General features: G+C 40.0%; 19 protein-coding genes. 10 read left to right on the top strand and 9 right to left on the bottom strand.

From position 1 onward, the window contains the following. Positions 1-2: 2 nt before the first annotated feature. Positions 3-263, bottom strand: a complete 261-nt coding sequence (locus tag PSF27_RS05865) for a YfhL family 4Fe-4S dicluster ferredoxin (protein WP_206082506.1) — start codon at positions 261-263, stop codon at positions 3-5. Positions 264-797: 534 nt separating this feature from the next. Here PSF27_RS05865 and leuE point away from each other — a divergent pair. Both leuE and tadA read left to right on the top strand, forming a co-directional pair. Next, complete coding sequence (gene leuE / locus PSF27_RS05860; RefSeq protein ID WP_206082505.1) at positions 798-1,442, top strand: leucine efflux protein LeuE; 645 nt, start codon at positions 798-800, stop codon at positions 1,440-1,442. Between the two features lie 97 nt (positions 1,443-1,539). Continuing rightward, positions 1,540-2,031: a tRNA adenosine(34) deaminase TadA gene (tadA, locus tag PSF27_RS05855; RefSeq protein ID WP_206082504.1), complete on the top strand. Its 492-nt coding sequence runs from the start codon at positions 1,540-1,542 to the stop codon at positions 2,029-2,031. Here tadA and mltF read toward each other — a convergent pair. Next, a complete protein-coding gene (mltF, locus tag PSF27_RS05850) occupies positions 1,982-3,733 on the bottom strand; it encodes a membrane-bound lytic murein transglycosylase MltF (RefSeq protein WP_272681064.1) in 1,752 nt (583 codons plus the stop codon). The two genes, tadA and mltF, sit on opposite strands and share 50 nt — an antisense overlap. Positions 3,734-4,006: 273 nt before the next feature. On the opposite strand from mltF, the gene purL reads away from it, so the two are divergent. Beyond that, entirely contained in the window at positions 4,007-7,894 is a 3,888-nt protein-coding gene (purL, locus tag PSF27_RS05845) for a phosphoribosylformylglycinamidine synthase (RefSeq protein ID WP_272681063.1), read from the top strand. A gap of 395 nt (positions 7,895-8,289) precedes the next feature. Continuing rightward, positions 8,290-10,923, top strand: a complete 2,634-nt coding sequence (locus PSF27_RS05840) for a calcium-binding protein (protein ID WP_272681062.1) — start codon at positions 8,290-8,292, stop codon at positions 10,921-10,923. Between the two features lie 115 nt (positions 10,924-11,038). Here PSF27_RS05840 and PSF27_RS05835 read toward each other — a convergent pair whose 3' ends face one another. From PSF27_RS05835 to PSF27_RS05820, 4 genes are all read right to left on the bottom strand, one after another. After that, positions 11,039-11,686 carry a 3-keto-L-gulonate-6-phosphate decarboxylase UlaD gene (locus PSF27_RS05835; protein ID WP_206082500.1) on the bottom strand — a complete coding sequence of 216 codons (648 nt, stop codon included), beginning with the start codon at positions 11,684-11,686 and terminating at the stop codon, positions 11,039-11,041. Positions 11,687-11,690: 4 nt separating this feature from the next. After that, on the bottom strand, positions 11,691-12,512 hold the full coding sequence (locus tag PSF27_RS05830; RefSeq protein ID WP_272539185.1) for a Cof-type HAD-IIB family hydrolase: 822 nt from the start codon (positions 12,510-12,512) through the stop codon (positions 11,691-11,693). Positions 12,513-12,526: 14 nt separating this feature from the next. Next, entirely contained in the window at positions 12,527-13,003 is a 477-nt protein-coding gene (locus PSF27_RS05825; protein WP_206082498.1) for a PTS sugar transporter subunit IIA, read from the bottom strand. Between the two features lie 69 nt (positions 13,004-13,072). After that, positions 13,073-14,827, bottom strand: a complete 1,755-nt coding sequence (locus PSF27_RS05820; RefSeq protein WP_206082497.1) for a PTS ascorbate-specific subunit IIBC — start codon at positions 14,825-14,827, stop codon at positions 13,073-13,075. Positions 14,828-15,229: 402 nt separating this feature from the next. Between PSF27_RS05820 and ulaR the strand changes: the two genes are divergently transcribed. The 6 genes from ulaR (at position 15,230) to PSF27_RS05790 (ending at position 20,200) form a co-directional block, all read left to right on the top strand. Beyond that, on the top strand, positions 15,230-15,985 hold the full coding sequence (gene ulaR / locus PSF27_RS05815; RefSeq protein ID WP_206082496.1) for an HTH-type transcriptional regulator UlaR: 756 nt from the start codon (positions 15,230-15,232) through the stop codon (positions 15,983-15,985). A 114-nt stretch (positions 15,986-16,099) separates the two neighbouring features. After that, positions 16,100-17,167: an L-ascorbate 6-phosphate lactonase gene (ulaG, locus tag PSF27_RS05810; RefSeq protein WP_272681061.1), complete on the top strand. Its 1,068-nt coding sequence runs from the start codon at positions 16,100-16,102 to the stop codon at positions 17,165-17,167. 231 nt (positions 17,168-17,398) lie between these two features. Further along, positions 17,399-17,503 carry a pantocin A family RiPP gene (locus PSF27_RS05805; protein WP_272681060.1) on the top strand — a complete coding sequence of 35 codons (105 nt, stop codon included), beginning with the start codon at positions 17,399-17,401 and terminating at the stop codon, positions 17,501-17,503. Positions 17,504-17,552: 49 nt separating this feature from the next. Beyond that, positions 17,553-18,683, top strand: coding sequence for a ThiF family adenylyltransferase (locus PSF27_RS05800; protein WP_272681059.1), 1,131 nt, complete (start codon positions 17,553-17,555; stop codon positions 18,681-18,683). Then, complete coding sequence (locus PSF27_RS05795; RefSeq protein WP_272681058.1) at positions 18,670-19,335, top strand: 2OG-Fe(II) oxygenase family protein; 666 nt, start codon at positions 18,670-18,672, stop codon at positions 19,333-19,335. The genes PSF27_RS05800 and PSF27_RS05795 overlap by 14 nt, the downstream gene beginning before the upstream one ends. Further along, a complete protein-coding gene (locus PSF27_RS05790; protein WP_272681057.1) occupies positions 19,328-20,200 on the top strand; it encodes a DMT family transporter in 873 nt (290 codons plus the stop codon). Before PSF27_RS05795 ends, PSF27_RS05790 begins: the two co-directional genes overlap by 8 nt. Positions 20,201-20,366: 166 nt before the next feature. On the opposite strand, the gene fbpC is transcribed toward PSF27_RS05790, so the two are convergent. The 3 genes from fbpC to PSF27_RS05775 all read right to left on the bottom strand — a co-directional run bounded on the left by fbpC (position 20,367) and on the right by PSF27_RS05775 (position 24,900). Further along, positions 20,367-21,452, bottom strand: coding sequence for a ferric ABC transporter ATP-binding protein (gene fbpC, locus PSF27_RS05785; protein ID WP_206082492.1), 1,086 nt, complete (start codon positions 21,450-21,452; stop codon positions 20,367-20,369). Continuing rightward, complete coding sequence (locus PSF27_RS05780; RefSeq protein WP_206082491.1) at positions 21,442-23,520, bottom strand: ABC transporter permease; 2,079 nt, start codon at positions 23,518-23,520, stop codon at positions 21,442-21,444. Before PSF27_RS05780 ends, fbpC begins: the two co-directional genes overlap by 11 nt. A gap of 348 nt (positions 23,521-23,868) precedes the next feature. Next, on the bottom strand, positions 23,869-24,900 hold the full coding sequence (locus PSF27_RS05775) for an ABC transporter substrate-binding protein (RefSeq protein WP_272539189.1): 1,032 nt from the start codon (positions 24,898-24,900) through the stop codon (positions 23,869-23,871). Positions 24,901-24,920: the final 20 nt, after the last annotated feature.

Genomic DNA, 24,920 nt, shown 5'->3' with positions numbered 1-24,920 from the left:
AGTTAGATTTTATCTGCGTGATGGATAGCGACAAATTTATCCCACAACTGTTCTTCAGTTTCTATGTGGTTAGGGTCAGTAATAATGGTGTTAGTAATAGGGCAAACCGACTGGCAAGTCGGTTTGTCATAGTGGCCAACGCACTCTGTGCATAAGCTTGAGTCAATTTCATAAATTTCAGCGCCCATAAAAATTGCATCATTAGGGCATTCGGGTTCACACATATCACAATTGATACATTTTTTGGTAATTAACAGTGCCATTTATAATAACTTGCATTCAATTAAGTTAAAAATCAGTAACTTATATCTTGCACCTATTCGTTACTTCCAGTTTGGGTTTTACTTAAGTTATATTTCGTATTGAAAAACAAAAGGTTGTAATATAGAAGCACTGCACTTTACATATAACATATGTATCAGTGAGTGTATCTAGATTCTGTCGTTATAAAACTATTTTAAACGCCCTGAGCTGTGGAGTCGAATAAATTACACCAGTACTCATTTTTATCCATGATTAATATCATGATAACAAGAGACTACAGATAGAGTGATGTTATAAAGCATTGCACTAATCTAGTTTCTGAAGTTGATAAATCATCAAAAAATTTTTTTTGTATAATTATCTATTTTGAAAGAAATTTCATTTTATAAACTCTGTGGTTAACGAAATCCAAGTCGGATCCTTTTGAGGGTGACATAACCTATTGTTTTTAATATTTAAACCAAAATAATGATAGTGTTCACAAATAACGAAATCTATGGTAGTAATAATAAAAAATATAAAGGGATGCAAACATGTTTGAAACTCTCGGGGTTCTTAATTTCTGGACTTATCTTGCTGGATTGGTCTTCATTATTATTGTACCAGGGCCTAATTCGATTTATGTACTCAAAACGAGTACTTCCAGTGGTGCTCGGTATGGCTATCGAGCTGCACTAGGCGTTTTTACAGGTGATGCCATATTGGTTTTTTTATCTTTTATCGGCGTCGCATCTGTGATTAAAGCATCTCCAACCCTTTTTATGATTGTTCGCTATCTTGGTGCGGCTTACCTTTTATATCTCGGTTGTAAAATCTTATACGGTACATTAAAGCGCAAGCCACAGGTTGAGGGAGAAGAGGTTGCGGTGACAGTCAAGTCAGAAAACCATTTTGTTCGCGCTTTAGCGTTAAGTCTTACGAATCCAAAAGCGATTTTATTTTATATTTCGTTTTTTATTCAGTTTGTTGATTTTAACTACGCGAATGCGTGGGTACCATACCTTGTTCTGGCGACAATCTTAGAGTTAGTCAGCTTTTTATATTTAAGCATACTGATTTTTAGTGGCTATTTGATTGCTAAATTTTTACGTGAGAAAAAAATTCTCGCAAAATTGGGTAATTGCACTGTTGGGGCCTTCTTTATGGGCTTTGCAGCAAAACTGGCATTGAGCAATTAGTTTGTCGGGTGAAGAATCTCAAGATTAAGATTTAAAATTGCAGTCACTCTGACATTTGGTAATAATTAGCTTTCGAGTTAAGCGCCCAGAGGTAAGAGTGACACAAATAGAAATTGATGAATATTGGATGAAGCAAGCCCTTGAACTTGCTTTAAAAGCACAAGATGTAGGTGAAATCCCAGTAGGTGCATTATTAGTTAAAGATAATCAGTTAATCGCCTCTGGTTGGAATCGTTCGATTCTCGACCATAACCCGACCGCCCATGCTGAAATTATGGCACTGCAACAAGCAGGGCAAACACTGAGTAATTATCGTCTGCTTGATACCACGTTATACGTTACTTTAGAGCCTTGCATAATGTGTGCAGGCGCGATGATCCATAGCCGTATTAGGCGCGTTGTTTATGGTGCGAAAGATTTTAAAACAGGCGCCTGTGGTTCTTATATCAACATCATGGAGCAAGCAGGGCTAAACCATTATGTGGAAGTCACGGGGGGAATTTTAGCAGAAGAATGCTCCTCGATGCTGAGTGCTTTTTTTAAAATGCGTAGAACACAGAAAAAAGAACAAAAGCGCCAACAGAATTAACGCTTTGTGAATTGATGCAAAAAATCTGATTAAGGTGTTGAATTAGGTGTTTTAAGAGGGGAAATGAACACAGGGCTTTGTTCTGATTCAGTTTCTTTGGGTTCAGGATGCAATGCAATGAAATGAGGTATTGGCCGAGTGATGTTTTCGTGTTTTCATTGTTATCTTGAGACAGCTTTGATGAGTTCAATCCCCCTAAATAGGGAATATGATTATTGTCAGGGATTGGTGATTGGTTTTCAACAGTTTTAGCCTCTTTCGTTTTTAAGTTCTCAGGCAAAATTAAATAGGTTAAAGACTGTTGGGCAATATCCAAAGCATGCTGCTTACGCTCTTGTGTTTGAAGGTATCCCACTAAGCTTTGATGGTATCGGCGGATATTTTCTACATAACGATAAGCTTCATGCCCACGTGCATAACCATAAGTGAGCTGTGAGTAATATTTCTTCTGGGTTAACAGTGGAAGCCGTGCTTTAACATCAAGCCACCTGTCTGGGTCACCACCAAGCATCTGAGTTAATTTTCGTACATCCAACATATGTCCATAGCCCATATTATAAGCAGAAAGTGCAAACCAAATACGGTCATCTTCCGCAATAGTTTCTGGTAACCTTTCCATTATATAAGCAATATAGGCTGCGCCACCTTTAATGCTTTCTTCTGCATCTAACCTGTCTGAGATACCCATCGTCGCAGCCGTAGGTTTAGTTAACATCATTAAACCACGTACACCTGTTGGCGAAGTCGCAAGGGGGTCCCAATGAGACTCTTGCCACGCAATTGCGGCGAGGAGTTTCCAATCAATCACTTCAGCGTATTTTTCAAATAATGGTTGATATTCAGGTAGTTTATTATCGATTGCTTTAATAAATGCCATCGTATCGAAATAATCGAACGATTCCACATGGCTAAAATATTTCTCATTCAAGCGAGCCAAAAGCTCCGTTTCGTTGCCTTGGTTGAAAAAATCAAGTAGGGCAGCATCTAAACTATTTTCTTCACCACGTCGCATATACCAGGTGACAGCATGATCATCGAGTAAATCAAAGGCGACGGCTATCTGTGGGTGAATGCGCTGTTGTAATGCAACGGCGATAGAGTCTTCTAGGGTATAGTCGATTTCACCATCAGCAAGCATTTCAAGGATCTGATTTGTATTGTATTTAGAGGTCTCTTCCCATTTTAAGTTTGGGTATTCTTTGGCAAGCTCTTTTAAGGTGCTTGCATGGGCTGTGCCAGAAGTGACAAGCAGTTTACCATTGATATCATTAAACGATTTAGGACGTGTTGAACCTTTACGATAGACCAATTGCTGAGTCACCGTCAGGTAGCTTGGGCCAGTTTTGGTCTTAGTTAATCGGTCTTTATTGTAGAGTAGCCCAGCAACAGCGATATCAGCATCACCATTTTCGAGGTCGACAAAAATCTGCTCGAATGTCGGGCGGATAGTAATTTTAAGTTTGACTCCTAGGTACGAAGCAAAGCCTTGAGCAAGCTCGTAGTCAAAACCACGAAGCTGTTTTTGCTCATCTATATAGATAAGTGGCGAGCTGACGGCACTAATACGTAATTCACCTTGTGACAGTATTTTATTAATTTGTGAATCTTGCGTATTGGGCCAGCGGATATTAAAGCCGATGACCATTGAAGCCAGTAGCGCGATAACCACGATGATTAAGTAGTTAACTTTTAAGTTATTCAAATAATAATTTCTCGTGCAGTCACTGGTGTTGTGTGGTGTCTAAAAAAGAGTATGGCTAAGTAATGGTTATAATTCCAGTGGTTGGGTATTTTGCTCAACAATTATGATCGGTGCAACCTATATTATCGTATTTAGCACATAATAATATTTAACTAATCGCTTTATTTTTAATCACGCAAACGGTTTCGTATTGATGAACATTGCTCTATAATGGGCTCCAGTTTCCCTGCTTTCATGTTCAGGGCTGGCGTTTAAAAGAGAGAAATTAAGACTATGGAAATTTTGCGTGGTTCACCTGCTCTATCAGCATTTCGTATTACCCGCCTTTTGGCGTTGTTTGCAGAAAAACAACTACCTGTAACAGATATCTATGCTGAATATATGCACTTTGCTGATTTATCAGCGCCGTTAAGTGATAGTGAGCAAGGCAAACTGAGCAGTTTGTTAAAATATGGTCCTTCCCTAACTGAGCACGACCCATTTGGTAAATTGATTTTAGTTACTCCACGCCCAGGTACAATTTCTCCTTGGTCATCTAAAGCAACGGATATTGCTCACAACTGTGGTCTTACCCAAGTTAAACGCATTGAACGCGGTATTGCCTACTACGTTCAGGGAAATGCATTAACGCAAGCACAGTGGCATGAAGTGATTGCACTGTTACATGACCGTATGATGGAAACAATTTTTTCTTCTTTTGAACAAGCAGGTGCCTTGTTTGCACACCAACAACCTGCACCGATGAAAACCATCGATATTATCAAAGGTGGACGCCAAGCACTGGCAACAGCAAATACAGAAATGGGGTTAGCGTTGGCGGATGACGAAATTGATTATCTGCAAGCGGCCTTCACGGGGTTAAAACGTAACCCAACAGACGTTGAGTTGTATATGTTTGCACAAGCGAACTCAGAACATTGCCGCCATAAGATTTTTAATGCGGATTGGGTCATTGATGGCCAAGAACAGCCTAAATCGCTGTTTAAGATGATCAAAAACACGTTCGAAAAAACACCTGATCACGTGCTATCTGCTTATAAAGACAATGCTGCAGTAATGGAAGGCTCTGTCGTTGGGCGTTTCTTCCCAGAGCCAGAAGGTCGCACATATCGTTATCACCAAGAAGACACCCACATTTTAATGAAAGTGGAAACCCATAACCACCCAACGGCTATTTCACCATGGCCTGGTGCAGCAACGGGTTCTGGTGGGGAAATTCGTGATGAAGGTGCGACAGGGCGCGGGGCAAAGCCCAAAGCGGGCTTAGTGGGCTTTTCAGTGTCTAATTTACGTATCCCTGGGTTTGAACAGCCTTGGGAAGAGGATTTTGGTAAGCCAGAACGCATTGTGAACGCACTGGATATCATGATGGAAGGCCCGCTTGGAGGGGCTGCGTTCAATAACGAATTTGGTCGTCCTGCATTATTAGGCTACTTCCGCACATATGAAGAGAAAGTGAACAGCCACAATGGTGAAGAATTGCGTGGCTACCACAAGCCAATTATGTTAGCGGGTGGTATTGGTAATATTCGTGCAGATCACGTACAAAAAGGTGAGATCACCGTGGGGGCGAAATTGATCGTACTCGGTGGCCCATCAATGAATATCGGCTTAGGTGGTGGTGCGGCGTCATCGATGGCATCAGGCCAGTCAGATGCAGACTTAGATTTTGCGTCAGTTCAGCGGGATAACGCCGAAATGGAGCGACGTTGCCAAGAAGTGATCGACAGATGTTGGCAGCTTGGTGATGATAACCCAATTTTATTTATTCACGATGTGGGTGCTGGGGGGTTATCCAATGCGATGCCCGAACTCGTCAGTGATGGCGGTCGTGGTGGCCGTTTTGAATTACGTAAGATTTTGAACGACGAACCTGGTATGAGCCCATTAGAGGTGTGGTGTAACGAATCTCAAGAGCGTTATGTGATGGCAGTGGCCCCTGAGAATCTGGCTGAGTTTACAGCGATTTGTGAGCGTGAACGTGCGCCATTTGCGGTGATTGGTGAAGCGACAGAAGAACGCCATTTAACCTTAAATGATGCGCATTTTGATAATCAACCGATTGATATGCCATTGGATGTATTACTGGGTAAAACACCCAAAATGCTACGTGATGTGAAAACCCTCAAAGCAGAGCCTGATGCATTAGACAGAACAGCGATTAATTTAAATGAAGCCGTCAAACGTGTTTTACACTTACCAGCGGTTGCAGAAAAAACATTCTTGATCACGATAGGTGACCGTACGGTAACGGGAATGGTTGCTCGTGATCAAATGGTAGGGCCTTGGCAAATCCCAGTAGCTGATTGTGCGGTCACTACGGCGAGCTTAGATAGTTACTACGGTGAGTCCATGTCAATTGGTGAAAGAACGCCAGTGGCATTAGTGGATTTTGCGGCATCGGCTCGTATGGCGGTAGGGGAAGCACTCACTAACCTTGCTTGTTCTTATGTGCAAGACCTTAAACGTGTGAAATTATCTGCAAACTGGATGGCAGCAGCAGGTCATCCAGGGGAAGATGCAGGGCTATATGAAGCAGTAAAAGCTGTCGGTGAAGAACTTTGTCCTGCATTGGGCTTAACTATCCCAGTGGGCAAAGACTCCATGTCGATGAAAACGCGTTGGCAGCAAAATGGTGAAGATCGTGAAATGACATCACCACTGTCATTGGTGATCACGGCGTTTGGTCGCGTTGAAGATGTACGTTTAACAGTAACGCCTGAATTAAAAACAGTAGAAGATAACGCGCTGTTATTGATTGACTTGGGTGAAGGTCAAAACGCGTTAGGCGGTTCAGCGCTTGCACAGGTTTATCGTCAACTAGGAAATAAAGCACCAGATGTACATAGCCCTGAGCGTTTACTCGGTTTCTTCAATACCATTCAAAAATTGTTATCAGAGCAAAAATTGCTGGCTTACCACGACCGGTCAGACGGTGGTCTATTCGTCACCTTAGCAGAAATGGCATTTGCAGGCCATTGTGGAATTAATGTCGACATCAGCTCATTTGATGAAGACACCTTAGCTGCATTGTTCAACGAAGAATTAGGTGCTGTGATCCAAATCAGTGGTGCAGATAGAGCTTATGTTGAGGCCTGCTTTGCAGAGGCGGGTTTAGCGAATTGTGTGCATTATTTAGGCTCTGCAATTCATGACGATGTCGTGATTATTAACAGCCGTGATACGGTCGTTTACCGTGAATCACGCAGCTTGCTGCGCCAATGGTGGGCAGAAACTACATGGCAGATGCAACGCCTGCGTGATAACGAAGTGTGTGCAGACGAAGAACACGCAATAAAGCAAGATAACCAAGACCCAGGCTTAAATGCTCATTTAACTTACGATATTGACGATGACATTGCTGCGCCGTTTATCTTATCTGGGGTGCGTCCTAAAGTTGCCGTGCTGCGTGAGCAAGGGGTTAATTCCCATGTTGAGATGGCCGCTGCTTTTGACCGAGCAGGCTTTGATGCGGTTGATGTACATATGAGTGATTTGTTAGCGGGGAATTTATCCCTTGAACAATTCCAAACTCTGGTAGCGTGTGGTGGATTCTCCTACGGTGATGTACTGGGCGCGGGTGAAGGTTGGGCAAAATCGATTTTGTTTAATAACCAAGTGCGTGATGAGTTTGCTGCGTTCTTTAATCGTCCTGACACCTTATCTCTGGGTGTATGTAATGGTTGTCAAATGATGTCCAACTTACATGAGTTGATCCCAGGAGCTGAGTTCTGGCCTCGTTTTGTTCGTAACCGTTCAGAGCGCTTTGAAGCCCGCTTTAGCTTAGTGGAAATCGCCAACAGCCCATCGTTATTACTGCAAGATATGGTAGGTTCTCGTATGGCGATAGCGGTTTCTCATGGGGAAGGGCAAGTGGAAACCCGTGCAGCCGCACATTTACAGCAATTAGAAGATAATGGGCTGGTGGCAATGCGCTTCGTGAATAACTACGGTCAGGTAACTGAGCAATATCCAGCTAACCCGAATGGGTCAGTTAATGGTATTACGTCGGTGACCTCGAAAGATGGCCGAGCAACGATCATGATGCCGCACCCTGAGCGTGTTTTCCGCACTGTGAGCAATTCATGGCACCCAGAAACATGGGGCGAGGACAGCCCATGGATGCGTATTTTCCGTAATGCGCGTAAACAGCTAGGCTAAAAAACTCAGTATTTCAGTAAGAACGGCACTCTATCGTTAGGAATTGAAACATAACGGTGGAGTGTTTTTTTATGGACACCTATTAACTTTAATATAAATATGGTTATCTAAAGTATTTTCTGAACCATGGTAATGGGACTCGTCTAATTTATGTTTGTTTTAAATGAATGGCTTAAAAATAGAACACTAATATAACTATTATAAAGTTAATTTTTTTTGTATTTTTTTTATCAATAAACAAGGTGATATATCAGATTAACTTTTTTTAAAAAACAAAAAATAACATGTTAAATTCCACTGGGGAATTGAGGTGGCTGTATTAAAACCTCAATTTTATTAATGAAATTTTACAGGGGAATAGATTTTGAGTTTATCTGATATGTTAAAAAAAAAACATGTTTTCAAGTGATATTTATACTGAAAACTTAAAGCAAGATGAAACAGTGAGTTTTTTATTTAGGGAGAATTATGTTAATTTTTCAAAAACTATAAATGACAATAAAAATAATTTTTTAATGGAGGATGTTGCCATTCCAATATATATCAACTTAATGAATAAGAATATAAAGTTAAGCAATACAGAGTGCTATGAGGTTAGGTTGAAAGATGTCAGTAATGTAATACTCCATGGGCAGACTAAATCTAAAGTTTTATTAAAGGGAAATAAGAGGGCTAATATTTTAGATGCAGGTTTAATCAAAACTAAAATTAATGGATATGATGGAGATGATCATCTTATTTTTAGGGCAGGAGTTGCAAGAGGGGGAAATGGGGATGACAGTTATTATTTACGCCGTTTTCAATGGGAAAATACGAAAAGCAAACCAATAACTAAACTGAGCGCAAGGATTGTTGAAACATCAAAAGGGAAAAGTAAAATTCATTTAGGCTATTCTTTAGATGAGATAACAGACGTTAAATTGGCGGGTAATGACCTAGCGCTAACGATTAGCGCAAAATCACCGTATAATCCCTCAGAAACTTTAAAATTAAACGTCACATTAAAAAATGTTTATCAGGACTTAGATGAGGGAAAAGTATTAAATCATGATTATCAACTTTATACACGGGATGGGTTTAGATTAGATCCCATTTTAACAAATGATAGTTATAAGAAGAGTATAGAGAAATTTTACGAAGTAAGCTACTTACAAAATAGGGATTACCTTCCAAGGGATCAAAGTGGTCGCGTTATTATTAATAAAGAGAAAAAGCACATTATAGTGAATAACCATGGATATCACGCTCCTATGTGGGGGGATTTCAACTTAAATGGAGATATTAAAAATTTAAGATTTACAGGTAGCAGCCAAGATGATTTAGTCACTATGATTAATAAAAATAGCTATATTATGGTTACGAAAGGAAATGACATTTATCAATTAAAAGAAGATAACTTTATCATTTCTGAAGTAACATTTGATTTTTCAGAACTGCATGGAAATCATACAGGGAAAGAAAGTGTAATTATTAAAGTTTCTGATGGGCTTGGCAAGGATTTGATGGTGGATGGTCAGTCGATATATTTTAAAAATATATTTAATGATAAAAAATCAAGAATTAAATTTATTAATTATGAACATAATCGACTGAATCTTGTGTATCTAAAAGATGCAAATGGAAATATATATCAAATTAAACTCGATCCTAAAGGGCATAAGGTTATTGTGGGTAATCCAGTGAGTGAGCTTACCCAACAGTCTGATGACATTTATCTTCTTAGGGGGCAAGCTTGCCCTGAGGGAGTTTTCGACACATTAGCAGGTGATGATAAAATTAAAGATTTCAGTGGTGGGGGGATCATTATTAATGCAGGGGATGGGAATGATAACGTTAAGGCATTAAAAGGTATAAACGTTCTTTACGGTGGAAACGGTGATGATGTTATAGACGGTGGGAGCCAAGGGGATTTGCTACTTTCAGATTTAGGTAATGACCTTTTAAAGGGGGGATGGGGGAATGACGAATACATTGTTGATGGCTCAATTGGTATGGGAACTACAATTATAGATGATGACAATGGTATTAATAATATACATTTAATGCACTTTAATAAAGCATATACAATAGTCGAAGAAGAAAACTCACAGTATCAAGTTTATACGTCAAAATCGCAGCTTCGTGAGGTGAAAATAAAATATTTCCCAGAAAATGAGGGAAGTAAAAATAATATTCACCACTATGATAGCCTTCCTCAACATATCCCTAATGACGTAAAAGAAAGTATGAGCTATATGGTCAGATATTTAGCAGAACATCAGCAGTATTGGAAAAGGGAAAAACCATTATTGCCTTGGCAACCAATGTATGCATTTAAGGGCTTTTTCAAAAATACTTCACATGATTTCATTGATATGTCTAAGGAGAATATTATCATTAATCAGGGTGAGTCATTTGGTGAGCTTGTGCTTAACATAAATGGTAAATCTTCTGTTTTAATGGACGAAAGTGGTCATGGTCGATATTTTAAAGTTGACGTTGAAAAGGGTTCTATTTCATTGTCTAAAAATAAATTGAGTAATAATGTGTTTGATGCTAGAGGAGGAACTGCGAGTTTGCATGGTGGTGCCGGCGATGACGTATTTATTATCAATGGGCATAATGGGGAAATACACGATAAAAAAGGAGATAATGTTTTTATTATAGATGGTGGTGTTAGGGGAGAAAGCACCATTGATTATGGCAATGGAACGAATGAGATATACCTAATTAGCTTTAATGAAACTCCAGTTATTTTAAAAGAAAATAATGAAAACAAAATAACACAATATATTTATCAATCTGAGTCAGGCTATAAAGTAACTATTAATCAGGCAGATGGAGTGGAAGCCCCAATAATTATTCATCGTAATTTATTGCCTGGTATGCGGGAATATACAACTCAACAAAAACTTGAATACTTGGGAAATGCATTGGCAACAATGCGCTTACAGGACGAATATAATAGTCATGGTGTTAATAATATAAAGTCCGAATGGAACCCAGCGAGCCTTGTAAGAGTTTTTATGGATAAAGGAACGGCAATTTAATAATTAAGCGAGTCACAGAGATATTTATTTTATGTATTTAGTGACAATCTAAAAATAACTTGCCCTAAAAATGAATATTATTTTAGGGCAAACTATAGGTGGTACATCAAATAGCTTATTTCCAGAAACGATTAATTTGCTCACGCAACGCTTCCGCGGTTTTTTTGCCTTTTTCACCCACTAAGGCACGACCAGCAATAAAGGCTTTGGCTTTAATGCCATTAAATAGGTGAATATCTTCAGGCACGATGCCACCAGTTATTGATAGTGCTAGCCCTAAACTAGATAACTTACGCATCTTTTCGATATCTTCATCGGTCCAGCCAATACCAGCGAGCTCGGCATCACGGGAACGGTGGTAAATAGCTTGAGTGATACCTAAATCTACCCAATTTTGTGCATCGTCAAATGTCCAATTGCCGTAAATTTCAATTTGAATTTCACGCTTAAATTCGTCAGCGACTTTTTTACAGGCTGCAATGGTGGCAATATGCGCTGCCGCTGACACCGTGATCCAATCTGCACCTGCCTCAAATGCCATTTTCGAAAGAATTGCGCCACCGTCAGTGGTTTTCATATCGCAAACTAGAATGTGATCTGGATATCTTTGGCGTAACGTCGACACTGCATTCATACCATCAGCAAACGCTAAAATTGTGCCTACTTCAATGATATCAACAAAAGTGTGTACATTTTCAGCAACTTCCAGTGCCGCAGGTAAGTTAGTTTGGTCTAACGCGATTTGGATCAACGGTTTAGTCATGGTTTTATCCTTGAATTTTTTCTCGTATCAAACGGGCGAGCCCATCGTGATTGTTATCGGTGGCACAGATAGCATTGGCTTGCGCTTTGACTGCGTCATCAGCGTGAGGCATCGCAACACCCAGCCCTGCGTATTGGATCATGGAAATATCATTATGGTTATCGCCGACGGCAATCACTTGCTCAGGCTCGAGGCCGAGTTGGTTAACGTATTGCGCTAAGCGCATGCCTTTGTTGTTGCCTTTACAGGCGATATCAATGCGGTTGACCCATGAACGTTCGGCAGTGAATTTGTCATTCACCCACGAGACATCCATTAATTGTTCAATGGCATTAGGGTCACCTTCAACAACAAATTTCCAAACGTAATCGGTATCACGAACCTGTTCTTCAAATGAATCAATACGGTAGATTTTAGGGGGATGAGCAAGGCTTGGATCCGCTGCCCACTGTTCCATATCTTTCATGTAGTCAATCGGTTGTGATTTTGAATAGGTCATTTCATTGGTGGTATATAGCACCAATTTAAATTGTTTTTTTTGTGCCAATTCAATAAAGGCTAAGGCATCGTCTTTGGCAATTGATGTTTGTGTGAGCACCTTTTCGTTTTGATAATCATAGATATAGGTACCATTACAGCAAATAACTGGCGTGGTTAACCCCAGTTCATCGTAATAAGGGCGCGCAGCGGTGTGGTGACGTCCCGTGACAATCATTACGTGGCAGTGTTTCGCCGCATGTTGAATAGCAGACCTCACTTCTGGGTGGATTGTGTGTTGAGCTGTCAGAACCGTCCCATCTAAATCTAATGCGAGCACTTTATACATATCAATGAATCCTTTTAAGCATTTTTCGCGAGTGCCTCATCAATCACGCGATATACATCGTCGGCTGTGTGGCATTGGCGTAGTTTGTTAAGATCGACACCCGTTTCACTATCTTCATCGTCAAGTACTTGGGTGACCTCCATCAATCCTTCCATATGTTCGTCCGAAGAGCTACCCGCAAGTGTAATTAAAACGTCGACAGGTTCATCTTCCCCATCAAAAATAACGGGTTTTTCTAAGGTAACTAAGGCAAAAGCAGTGCGAATAACGCCATCTTCAGGCCGCGCGTGGGGTAGGGCTAGATGCGGGGCGATGCAGATATACGGGCCCAGTTTTTCAACACTGCTGATGATGGCGTCATGGTAAGTCGGTTTGATTGCACCAGAGGCAACCAGCATATCTGTGCCAATTTTAACAGCATCGCGCCAATGGGCTGCATTGGCATGGAGTTGAATAGAATTATTGTCGATTAATGATTGTTTGAATCCCATTATGACTTCCTCTTGGGTGATAATTGCCTCGATAGCTATGGGGGGACGTTTATCGAGGCATCAACATGATTAATTACGAATAAAATTGGTGTGAATGATATTTAGCAACTCGTCACCGAATGAATTAGGATTGAGCATGTTTTGTACGCCAAGGACGAACTTACCTTCACCTGGGTCCATTTCTGAACTTAAATGTTTTGACGAGACGATAATGTCTGTTGCTGTTAATTTCGATTTATAGTCGGATACCGCACAGGAATCCATAACGTGTGGGATACCTTTTTTCTCAAGGTATTGGCCAATTTTCATTTTCATCATCATAGAGGAACCTTGCCCATTACCACATACTGCTAAGATGCGCACCGGTTTAGCACCACTGTGTTCAAGTGGGGCTGATTCAACGTCTTCTTCTATTGTTTCAATGGCCGCTTCAAGGGCACCTTCGGCATCCTCTTCTGCTCGCAGTTTTTTCGCGGCAAAGTACATGTAGACAAGGGCAAGAGCGACAATGACAAAGAAGAACATTTTTGAGAATGACAAGCCTTGCATAATCACTGGGAACGCTAATGCCCAGTCGGCCATACCCATCCAGCCACTAAAATCCGTGCCTTGGCGGTTGATTAAGTCAATCGCCCATGCAGATCCTAAAATTTCGATGACGCCCATCACAAAACAGACTTTCATCACGGCTTTCCAACCGCCAAAGTGGTTAGCGAAAATACCGATGGTCGCATTGGAGAAGAACATCGGAATAAATCCTGGGATGATCATAATGGGTGAGTTGAAGGCTAACATACCCAATACAGCAGCAAACTGGCCGATTGCACCCCACATAAAGCCGAAGACCATCGCATTTGGCGAGAACGCATAGATAGCGGCACAGTCGATGGCGAGCACGGCATTAGGAATAACGCGCTCGGAAATGCCTTTAAATGCTTCAGACAGTTCTGCAACAAACATTCGCACACCTGTCACGATGATTTGAATAGCAACGGCAAATTTCAGTCCTGTTTCAATAATGTAGATAGTCCAATGCGTGGTGCCTGCCATGGTTTGCAGGTTAGTCAGACCAAAAGAAATCAAAATAACGCCAAAAAAGAGCGTCATTACAATGGCCGTCGCGGAGATGCTATCGTGGAAAATATGCAGCCATTTTGGCAATTTTAAGTTATCAACACTGTCTTTTTTATCACCAAGTTTTGGGGCAACCTTAGTGGCTATCCAGGAGGCAAACTGCTGCTGGTGACCGATAGAAAAACCAGCACCGCCAGTCACTTCTTGCGTTGGCTTAAACATAATATTGGAGGAGATCCCCCAGTACAGCGCCATCAAGACTGCAGAGTACAAAATAGTTTCCCACATGCTTGAACCTAGCACAAAATAGAAAACAGCAATCAAACCAGCTTGCTGGAACATGATATGGCCTGTCAACATGATGGTACGAATACCCGTGATGCGGCGAAAGAGCACTAAAAGAATATTAATCGCGAGAGCTAACAACACGGTATAGCCGACCCACGAATAGTTATCACCCATGGTTTCCATGGTTGCCATCATTGAGGTGTATGGGTCGATAACTGAACCTGTGAGGCCATGATATTCAGACATTTTTTCAATAACAGGTTTAAAGCTAGATACCAAGGTGCTGGCTCCGACACCCACTAACATAAAGCCAACAATCGTTTTGATTGTTCCCTTGAGAATTGTTGTTCCATCGCGCTTTAGCAACCAGTAACCAATAAAAGTGACTAAGCCGAGTAACAGAGGCGCTTTAGTCATTACTTGGCTGTAAAAAATATAGAAAGCGTCGTATAAAAAATCCATATTTTTACCTCTAATCAAATTGTATTTGTAATTTATAGGGGTCAGAGATTAATCATATTGATCGTATCTGGTGTTATTGCGATATAATCATTTAAAATGGATAAACGGTCGCGCAAAAATCAATTATGATCAAATGTAATCACGAATTGCTCTTTTATGATTGTTTGCATTTGTCTGTTTTTTTACCAGTAAAAAAATAAATAAATGGCGACTTGATCACGTAAAATTTAAAATAATGTTTTAAATCAATATGATAATTTTATTTATATCAAATATCAATTTTTTGCTTAGGCAAAGGTTGACAATATTGGATGAGATAAATAGAATCAAAACTAATCACCAATAATCATTTTCAATCATAATTTGTCATTGATGTGATTATTTCTTAATAAGGCGATAGTTATGAATGAAGTGCAAAGACACAATGAAATCTTGTCGTTATTAGAAACGCAGCGGGTGATTAACGTTTCTCATATTACCGAACAGTTTAATGTGTCTCCTGCTACTGCGCGTCGTGATATTTCAAAGCTTGACGAGCAGGGTAAGTTACGGAAAGTCCGTAATGGTGCAGAACGAATTGAAACGAAAAAGCGTAAGTGGACACCACTCAATATTAATAGTGCTGATCATTACGAGGAAAAATCAGAAATCGCGATTAAAGCGGCTGAACTTTGCCTACCAGGGGAAAGTGCAGTGATTAACTGTGGTTCAACCGCCTTTATGTTAGGGCAGCAGCTTTGTGGTAAAAACGTACAGATTGTGACTAATTATTTTCCACTGGCCAGTTATTTGATTGATGAAGACCATGAAGACGTCATTTTAATTGGTGGGCAGTATAATAAGGCACAAAACATCTTTTTAAACCCAGCCCTCAATACGCTGATGGGCTACGCAGGTAACTGGATGTTCACGTCAGGGAAGGGGCTAACAGAAGCGGGTTTATATAAAGCTGATATGTTAACCGCTGTGGCAGAGCAACAGATGCTAGATCAAATAGACAAGTTAGTGGTGGTTGTTGACAGTTCCAAAGTGGGGCATCGAACGGGAATGTTATTTTGCCCAGCTAATAAAATTGATGTTCTTATCACGGGAAGAAATGCCAATCCTGAGGTGATTAAAGGAATTCAAGCGCAAGGGACGCGAGTGATACTCGTTTAATCCCATCCACTACCTGATTTATTGAATTTAAACCAATTTGCCTTCATGCCTTAATTCTCTCATTAAGGCATCGGGCTCCCGACATCTAAAATTCTGGAAAAAGGTATTATCACTATGAGCAAAGTCAATGAAATTACACGTGAATCTTGGATTTTAAGCACGTTTCCTGAGTGGGGAACTTGGCTAAATGAAGAAATTGAAAAAACGGTTGTTGAGCCGAATACATTTTCAATGTGGTGGTTAGGTTGCACAGGTATTTGGTTGAAAAGCGCAGGTAATACGAATATTTCCATCGATTTTTGGTGTGGAACAGGGAAAAAAACGCAAAAAAATCCACTCATGAACAAGCAGCATCAAATGATGCGTATGGGCGGAGTAGAAGCATTGCAACCCAACTTACGTACAGCAATTTTCCCTCTTGACCCATTTGCGATTAAAGAAGTCGATGCCATTTTAGCGTCCCATGACCATGCTGATCATATCGACGTGAACGTGGCGGCGGCCGTACTGCAAAACTGCGGTGATCATGTTAAGTTTATTGGCCCACAAGCGTGCGTGGATTTATGGACAAAATGGGGAGTGCCCGCTGAGCGCTGTATTGTCGCCAAAGTCGGTGATGTACTCGAAGTGGGGGACATGAAAATCCGCGTATTAGATTCGTTCGACCGCACGGCGCTAGTGACACTACCTCAAGGGGTCTCTTCTTATGATAAGGACATTTTGGATGGCATGGATTCACGGGCGGTCAACTATTTAATTGAAACCACCGGCGGCTCGGTTTATCACTCAGGTGATTCACACTATTCAAACTATTATGCGGCACACGGTAATCGTTACAATATTGATGTCGCACTGCTTTCTTTTGGTGAAAACCCGCGTGGTGTGACCGATAAAATGACCTCATCGGATATTTTACGTGCAGCTGAATCATTAGATTGTGAACGGGTTATTCCATTCCACCATGATATTTGGGCAAACTTCCAAAATGACCCGCGGGAAATTGAAGTGCTGTGGAATATGAAAAAAGAGCGCTTACAATATAAATTTGCCCCATTTTTCTGGCAAGTTGGTGGAAAATACACTTATCCAACAGATAAAGACCGCATGCACTACCAACACTTCCGTGGCTTTAGTGACATTTTTAAAAATGAACCTGAATTACCATATAAAGCATTTTTATAATTAATCCCATAATTAAAAAAACAGCGTTTAAGGAAACTTAGGCGCTGTTTTTTTGATACTATAAATTTAAAATATATAGATGTTTAAATAATATAATTATCAACATTTTTATTGTTCACATGCTTTCATTTTTTACTCCTTCATTGATGTTGACTTACTTTATTTAATGGTTTTTAATTTTGAAGTTATCAATGTGGATAACTTCAAAATTAATTTATTTTAGGTGGAATTATGAATAATGACATAGTGTTGCATGATTTAACTGAACGTATATCGTCTATTAGCGAAGAAATTGCAATGTACAATGAGGATGAAGAAATTGAATTAGATGAATAAATATTAAATTAATGCCGCTATAGGCGGCATTATAAAAGGACAAATAGATATGCACAATGTAATAACAAAGCCAATAATAAAACGTTCTCATCATATTATTGATTCTGATAATGGAAATATTTGTATAGGTGAAATTCCCGGTAAGGCTAAAATAATAAAATCTCCCCCTGAATGGGTAAGAGTCGTATTATCTAAATTAGATGGTGAACATACATTACCGAGAATAATAAAGGAGCTGTTAAATAGAAAATTAAATGTTGAAGAACACGAAGTTATCGCGTTTATTCACAAATTGATATCATGTGGCTTAGTTGAAGATAATATTATTTCATCTGAAATACTGACTTCTAGAGAGATCGAACGGTACGACCGCCAATTACTCCAATTTTCTTTAGTCGATAATGATAATTTATCATCGATAACGTATCAGGAACGTTTGAAAAAAAGTAGAGTGCTTGTTCTAGGAATGGGCGGTTGGGGTACATGGTGTTCATTACAACTTGCGTTAATGGGCGTTGGTACACTAAGAATTGTTGATGGTGACATTGTCGAATTATCAAATTTAAATAGGCAAGTCCTATACACTGAGGATGATATAGGTAAAAGTAAAGTTGATTCAGCTGAAAATGGAATACATCGACATAATAAACATACAAAAATAGAAAAATATTTTGAGTTTTTAATACCGAATGAAAATAGGATCAACGATTTACTTGATAATGTTGATATGGTTTTGCTTGCATGGGCAAGTTTAGGCTACTACAAAAAAAACACAGTAGAGGAGATAATACATAAAGTTGCTATTGATAAATCAATACCTATCATTGAGCTTGGGGGGGATCCCCATGAGATTTCTATAGGTCCTATTTATTTAAATAATCAAATAGGGAAAACATACTTTGATGCAAAGCATAAAATAAAAAAAATATTCTATAGTGAAGACTCGACAGTGAGAGAGTTTCAAGAAGCAAGAATGAAGCAGCAGTTTTTAAATGGCGTAAGAACAGTGAATGCTTGGCAAAGTTCACCATCACTAGCTGCAATGTCAGGGCTGGTAGTTGACCAAGTCATCAAAGTTATCACCAAGTATGACGCTATCTCATTGGAGGGAAGAAAAGTCAAAATATCACTTAGGGACTTTAGATTTGCGGAAGAGGATCTGTTCAATGGGGATAAATAGACATAAAAAAGAATTTTTAACGAATGGTTATACTCATTTTCCAATAAATGATTTTTTTCCTGACTTTGAAATTAACTTCAGATTGCTCAATAACATTGAAGACGATAAGTGGAGCTTTATTATAAAAAATAGGCGAGGGGTAAAAGATCTCTATCTTTCTGACACCAATATAGATAGTATTAATTATGAAAAAACAATAGCATTTGAAGATAGAGATAATGGGGAGTTTTCATTTTCATTTAAAAGAATATGTTTTAATGCAATTAAAATAGTTTATGGTGATTTAATTTCTGTTGTCAATAATGTTAAGTTTAAATATTTTTTAGAGAGAATAACAGGAAGGGAAATCAATGTCATATCAAATATGTATTTAAGCAAGTTTGATAAAGATGATTTTTTAACTACACATTGTGACTCCGATGATGGTATAGGTATTGTGATTAGCCTAACGATGGGATGGGATGCAAATCATGGCGGATTAACGATGATATTAGATAACCAGAGAAAGACAATTTTAGAAACATTGATACCATCCTATCTAAATATTTTAATTTTTGATACGAAAAAAAGGGAAATCCCACATTTCGTTTCTACAGTAACATCTAATAAAACAAGTAAACGAATGGCATTAGTTGTGAGATATAATGAATAAAATTAAAGTGCTTATATGTGCTGTTTTAATATCATTAATATGGGGAAGTGCATTTCCTATATCAAAACTAGCGATTGACCAAGTAGGTGTTTGGGCTTTTAGAATCTACTCACTAATTATCTCAGTTGTTTTTTTGTGTTTTGTTTTTTTCTTTTTTAGTCGGTGTCGGTTTAATTTGCGAGATTTTGTAAAAAGTATTCCACTTGGTTTTTTAAATGTTTTTTTAGTTCCTATATTAAACAATTTGGCGCTAAAGCATACGGATGCGGTAAAGGCATCTGTACTTGTTTATACCATGCCAGTAATGGCAACAGTTGTATTGGGTGTAATGAATAAACATATTGAAACTAGGTCAGTATTTGTATCTTTGTTATGCATTAGTGGTATTTTTATCTTTATATCACCAGTTGGTATAAGTATTGGTGAAGTGATAATTTTATTAAGTGCATTTATGTGGGCACTAGGAACCATTTTATCTGAAAGAATCATTTTGAAAATAAATTTAACATCAAAAGTCTTTTATCAAAATATAGTCGCATTGCTTTTGCTTTTTTTATTCATTCCATTTTTAAATGTTGATGTAAAAATACTGAGTAATATACACTCTGAATTTTTATTGACTGTATATATCCCAATTATTTATATTGGGCTAGCAAATGGCGTGATTGTTTATGTTCTGTGGTATTATATGATAGAGCACGGAGGAGTTAAGCTATCATCATACTCAATTCTTATTTCGCCTATCATTAGTGTAATGACCTCATTCTTCCTTTTAGATGAGTCGATGACAATCTCAATGATAATCGGTATGTTATTTATTCTTTTAAGTATGTTAATTGTTTTTTTAGGAAAAAATAAAGTTTGATTTGAAGGATTGAGGCCTGCGCTAAGTGCTCCGTTTTCATCTCAAGTGCATACTCCTCCAGCACTTAAGTGAGGAGGAGTATGTATATTCACAAACATCAAGTTATTCAGCTGTAGGTTAGCTTTTATTTAACTTAGTTACTTCTCTGCTATTTAAAGGCATTTAATTATTCAAGAATAAACATGCCGTAAGGGTGGATCTGCAAATAAAGGTTTTCTCCAACAGTAGGTTGTAACTGTATTGCATTGATCTGTAGCAACATGGATTGGCCATGCCAATCAACAGTAACTTCGTATTGAGGCCCCATATAAGCAACGTGAGTAACCGTACAACGTTGGCTATCTTCACCCTGTAAACTCAAGGTAATGGCTTCAGGGCGAACACCCACAGTGACTTGCGTTTGTGTTGAGGTAATTTGCGCAGGACGAGGCAAGCGATAATTAAAGATATCCACAGAATCCGCGGTCAATGTTGCAGGGAAAATATTGGCATCCCCCATAAAGCTCGCCATAAATTTCGACGCTGGCTGGCGGTAGAGCTCTTGCGGTGAGCCCAATTGCATGATTTTCCCTTTGTTCATCACCAACACCATATCAGACACCGCAAAGGCTTCACTTTGGTCATGGGTAACGTACAAGGAGGTGATGTTAAATTGCTGCTGTAGCTCGCGAATTTTCTCACGCATGCTACGGCGTAAGTTGGCATCCAAGTTACTTAACGGCTCATCAAATAACAGCACTTTTGGCTTGAGGATCAACGCTCGAGCTAAGGCGACACGCTGCTGTTGTCCTCCCGAAATTTGGTCAACAAAGCGGTCGGCAAAGCCAGCTAAATCCACCAGCTCTAATGCTTCATCAACGCGTTTTTTGATCTCAGCTTTCGGTAACCCTAACATTTTCAAGCCATAGCCTACGTTATCCCCTAAAGACATATGGGGGAACAAAGCGTAGGACTGGAACACCATACAAATATCGCGCTGTTGTATTGAACGGTCGGTTACATCTTCCCCATCAATAAACATACGGCCTTCGGTCGGCTTTTCGAGCCCTGCCACTAAACGTAAAACGGTAGTTTTTCCGCAACCCGATGGACCTAATAAGGTCACCATGCTGCCTTGGGGAATGGACAAACTTAAATCATCGATAACCGTGTTGCTACCAAAGCGTTTAGTCACATTTTTTAATTCAACAAAACTAGTTGTTTCACAAGAATTCGGTTGTGTCATGTCAGTTACTCCATGATTACTGTGCATTTTTGGCTTTGGAACGTGAAACACGGGCTTCGCCAATCAAATAGTCAAATAAGAAGATAATTGCGAGCATGACCACAATTAAAATGGAGCCATAAGCAATCGCAACACCATACTCACCATCCTCAACACGGTTAAGAATGTAAGCGGTGGCTACGCGTGTATCAGGAGTAACCAAGAACACAATTGCACTAACAGTGGTAATCGCTCGTACAAAACTGTAAATCAGCGCGGATAAAATCGCAGGGCGCAAGAGCGGCAGTAAGATAAAGAAAATAGTACGCATAGAACCTGCTCGTAAGCTTAGCGACGCTTCATCTAATGATTTATCAATTTGGCCTAATCCTGCGATGCCAGCACGGATCCCCACAGGAACGTTACGCATAGTCATCGAAATAATTACGATGGCCGCTGTACCTGTTAAATAGAACGGTGTGTCGTTAAAGGCTAAGATGTATGACACACCCGCAACTGTACCAGGTACGGCGAAACATAACATGGTGGTGAATTCGATGGTTTTCTTACCGCGGAAATCTTGGCGCACCACGATATAGGCAATTAATAGACCCAGAATTGCGGTGATCGGTGCGGCAATTCCTGCATACAGAAGGGTATCGAGCAATGAAGGCCATGCGCCATCACTCATACCTTGACCGAATAACTTAATAAAGTTATCTAACGTTAAGGTGTAATCCACACCCCAGTTCACCGTAAAGCTTCCGTAGAAAATGCTACCGTATAACAGAACGTTAAAGGCGACCCAAATCGCTAAGAATGTCGTGACAGTGGCAATTAAAGACGATGGTAAGGGTTGGACATCACCACGATAAGATTTACCCGAAACCGTGACGTACGAACGTTTACCAATCCACATATATTGCACACAGAATACCAACAGAGAGAAGACTAACAAGGAAGCGCCCAAGGTACTGGCTGCTTGGTAATCTAACTGAGAACCTGTGATATAGAAATAAATTTGCGTCGCTAATACATCGAAGTTACCGCCTAACACTAATGGGTTACTAAAGTCGGCCAGTGACTGAACAATAACAATTAAAAATGCGTTAGCTAATGCAGGTTTCAATAATGGCATAAACACATTAAAGAAGGTTTGGTAACGATTAGCGCGCAGGGTATAAGAGGCTTCTTCCAATGATGGGTGAATGGTTTTAATCGCACCATCCAAAATCATAAATGACATTGGGGTAAAGGCCAGAACCTGTGCGAGCCAAATTCCCGTAAAGCCATACAGCCAGTTGGTATTTTCTAACCCCATGTAAGTCGCCAGAAATTCAGTAATATAACCTGAGCGACCCATCATCAAGGTGACACCAAGGCCCACAACAAAAGGTGGTGTAACGATAGGTAGGATAGAAAATACGCGACCAATAATGGCAGAACGTTTCGCAATACGTGTGGTGTAGATAGCTAAAATTAACCCAAAGAAGGTACAGCCAGCTCCCACGGCTAAAGAGAGAAATACCGAGTTAATGATAACCTGAACAATATGGGATTGCGTTAAAATTGCCACAAAGGCAAATGGCGCGAAATCCCCATTACCATCGGTAAACATGGGGATAAAAATCGCTACACTTGGGAAGACGATAAACAACGTGATCAGTGCGATAACGGTGATAAGCGACCCAATGACGAATTGGTCGCCACCCAGCCACTCAAGGCGGGTTAACGCGTGCGTCATCACCATACCTAGGGCAATAAACAGCACAATGGCGGAATAACCAAGGCCCTTACCATCAAAGTAAGCCGTGATGATCACCACAACGGCAGTGATAGCCGCGACAGCAATATCGAAGTAATGGCGTGTTTTATGATAACGATCCGCTGGTGTTAACGGGCGAATAAACAGTACAGATGGCAAGAGATACCAAAGCCAACTAATGTTTATGCTGCTCCAACCATAAGCGGCGAGAATTTCATCTTGTGTTGAGTCAAGTAAGCCATAATCAAGGCTCCAAGACGGTAACAAGGCGAAACCAACCCATGCCAATAGCAGCCAAAAAAAGGTGCTATCTCGCTTTTTAGGTGGTGTCAGAGCTAGGGTTTGAGACATAGATCCCCCTAAGCTCGTCATATTTTGCGCTGTCACGGTGTTGGCTGCGCTCTGTTATCCTAGTCACATACTTGTGTATGCTCCTAGGAATAACGTCACTTACCGCCTTGTGACAACCCAAACTATTTAGAGCTTAATGATAATAGTTAGAATTTTTATCTAGTTATATTTTGCGCTGTCACGGTATTGGCTTTGCTTTGTTATCCTAGTCACATGCTTGTGTATGTTCCTCGGAATAAGGTCGCTTGCCACCTTGTGACAACCCAATCTATTTAGAGCTTAATTAAATTAATTTTTATTTTAGTTAAGTAAGTGCTCAGTGCGGCGCGTTCACGCCGCACAGGGTGGTTATTTGCTCATTTTGACTTCAGTAACCCACTTGTTGATTAAATTCTTACGGACATCGGCATCACCGTATTTGTCCATATCGTAATTAATCAGGTTCAGGTCGTTCAGTTTTAACGAAATTGGGGACGATTCCGCCGTAGTATTGGTGAGGATTTGGTAAGATTTACCTTCTTTCCAGCTCAGCTCTTGGGCTTCTTTAGACAACACGAAATCCACGAACAGTTTAGCATTATCCATGTTACGGGCATTTTTCAGGATACTGATCCCGCCAATTTCATAGCCCGTACCTTCACATGGTGCGATTAATTCTAATGGTGCGCCATTTTCCACTTCTAATGAATAATCATGTAAGAAGCCGATACCAATTGCAGACTCACCACGTGCGGCATTACGTGCTGGGGCAATACCTGATTTGGTGTATTGAGAGATGTTAGAGTTTAATTTTTTCAGGTAATCAAAGGCTTGCTCGTTACCCCAAAGTTGGTCAAATGTTGCTAGTGCGGTATACGCAGTTCCTGAGCTTTGTGGGTCAGCGATTTGAATTTCACCTTTATACTCAGGTTTGGTTAAATCTTTCCAGCAAGTTGGAATAGGTAAGCCTTTTTCTTTTAAGCGATCTTTATTCACTCCAAAGCCTAAAATTCCGATGTAAACCGCAGAGGAATAGTTACCTTTGCGTTTTGCAGGGTCTTGGAATTGAGGCATAATTTCATCGAGTTTTGGTGATTTGTATGGCTCAAGTAAATCCATTTCTCCTGCTTGTGAATGTGGGTCTAATGTACCGCCATACCACACGTCTGCTTGTGGGTTACGTTTTTCAGCTTCGATTTTAGCTAAAGTACTGCCTGAGCCGTTACGTACAAACGTAGTTTTCACATCATATTTTTTAGCGAATGCTTGGGTTTCTGTTTCGCACATCGCGTTGGTTGCACTACAGTAAACCACAAGGCGACCCGCCGCACTTGCAGTGGTCGAAATTGCGGCGAGGGATAAGCCTGCTGCGATTAGAGTAGAGAGAGTTTTCAGTTTCATTTTCAATCCTTTATCAGATT

The sequence above is a fragment of the Providencia sp. PROV129 genome, assembly GCF_028482245.1.
GTDB lineage: Bacteria > Pseudomonadota > Gammaproteobacteria > Enterobacterales > Enterobacteriaceae > Providencia > Providencia vermicola.
Note: the sequence above shows the minus strand (reverse complement) of the source record. Positions and strands in the feature narration are given on the sequence as shown.

Coding starts and splice junctions, on each gene's coding strand:
- PSF27_RS05840 (WP_272681062.1), top strand. CDS start 8,290: ATGTTTTCAAGTGATATTTATACTGAAAACTTAAAGCAAGATGAAACA.
- ulaR (WP_206082496.1), top strand. CDS start 15,230: ATGAATGAAGTGCAAAGACACAATGAAATCTTGTCGTTATTAGAAACG.
- PSF27_RS05835 (WP_206082500.1), bottom strand. CDS start 11,686: ATGACTAAACCGTTGATCCAAATCGCGTTAGACCAAACTAACTTACCT.
- PSF27_RS05790 (WP_272681057.1), top strand. CDS start 19,328: ATGAATAAAATTAAAGTGCTTATATGTGCTGTTTTAATATCATTAATA.
- PSF27_RS05800 (WP_272681059.1), top strand. CDS start 17,553: ATGCACAATGTAATAACAAAGCCAATAATAAAACGTTCTCATCATATT.
- PSF27_RS05820 (WP_206082497.1), bottom strand. CDS start 14,827: ATGGATTTTTTATACGACGCTTTCTATATTTTTTACAGCCAAGTAATG.
- ulaG (WP_272681061.1), top strand. CDS start 16,100: ATGAGCAAAGTCAATGAAATTACACGTGAATCTTGGATTTTAAGCACG.
- PSF27_RS05780 (WP_206082491.1), bottom strand. CDS start 23,520: ATGTCTCAAACCCTAGCTCTGACACCACCTAAAAAGCGAGATAGCACC.
- PSF27_RS05830 (WP_272539185.1), bottom strand. CDS start 12,512: ATGTATAAAGTGCTCGCATTAGATTTAGATGGGACGGTTCTGACAGCT.
- PSF27_RS05825 (WP_206082498.1), bottom strand. CDS start 13,003: ATGGGATTCAAACAATCATTAATCGACAATAATTCTATTCAACTCCAT.
- PSF27_RS05865 (WP_206082506.1), bottom strand. CDS start 263: ATGGCACTGTTAATTACCAAAAAATGTATCAATTGTGATATGTGTGAA.
- leuE (WP_206082505.1), top strand. CDS start 798: ATGTTTGAAACTCTCGGGGTTCTTAATTTCTGGACTTATCTTGCTGGA.
- PSF27_RS05775 (WP_272539189.1), bottom strand. CDS start 24,900: ATGAAACTGAAAACTCTCTCTACTCTAATCGCAGCAGGCTTATCCCTC.
- PSF27_RS05805 (WP_272681060.1), top strand. CDS start 17,399: ATGAATAATGACATAGTGTTGCATGATTTAACTGAACGTATATCGTCT.
- PSF27_RS05795 (WP_272681058.1), top strand. CDS start 18,670: ATGGGGATAAATAGACATAAAAAAGAATTTTTAACGAATGGTTATACT.
- purL (WP_272681063.1), top strand. CDS start 4,007: ATGGAAATTTTGCGTGGTTCACCTGCTCTATCAGCATTTCGTATTACC.
- fbpC (WP_206082492.1), bottom strand. CDS start 21,452: ATGCACAGTAATCATGGAGTAACTGACATGACACAACCGAATTCTTGT.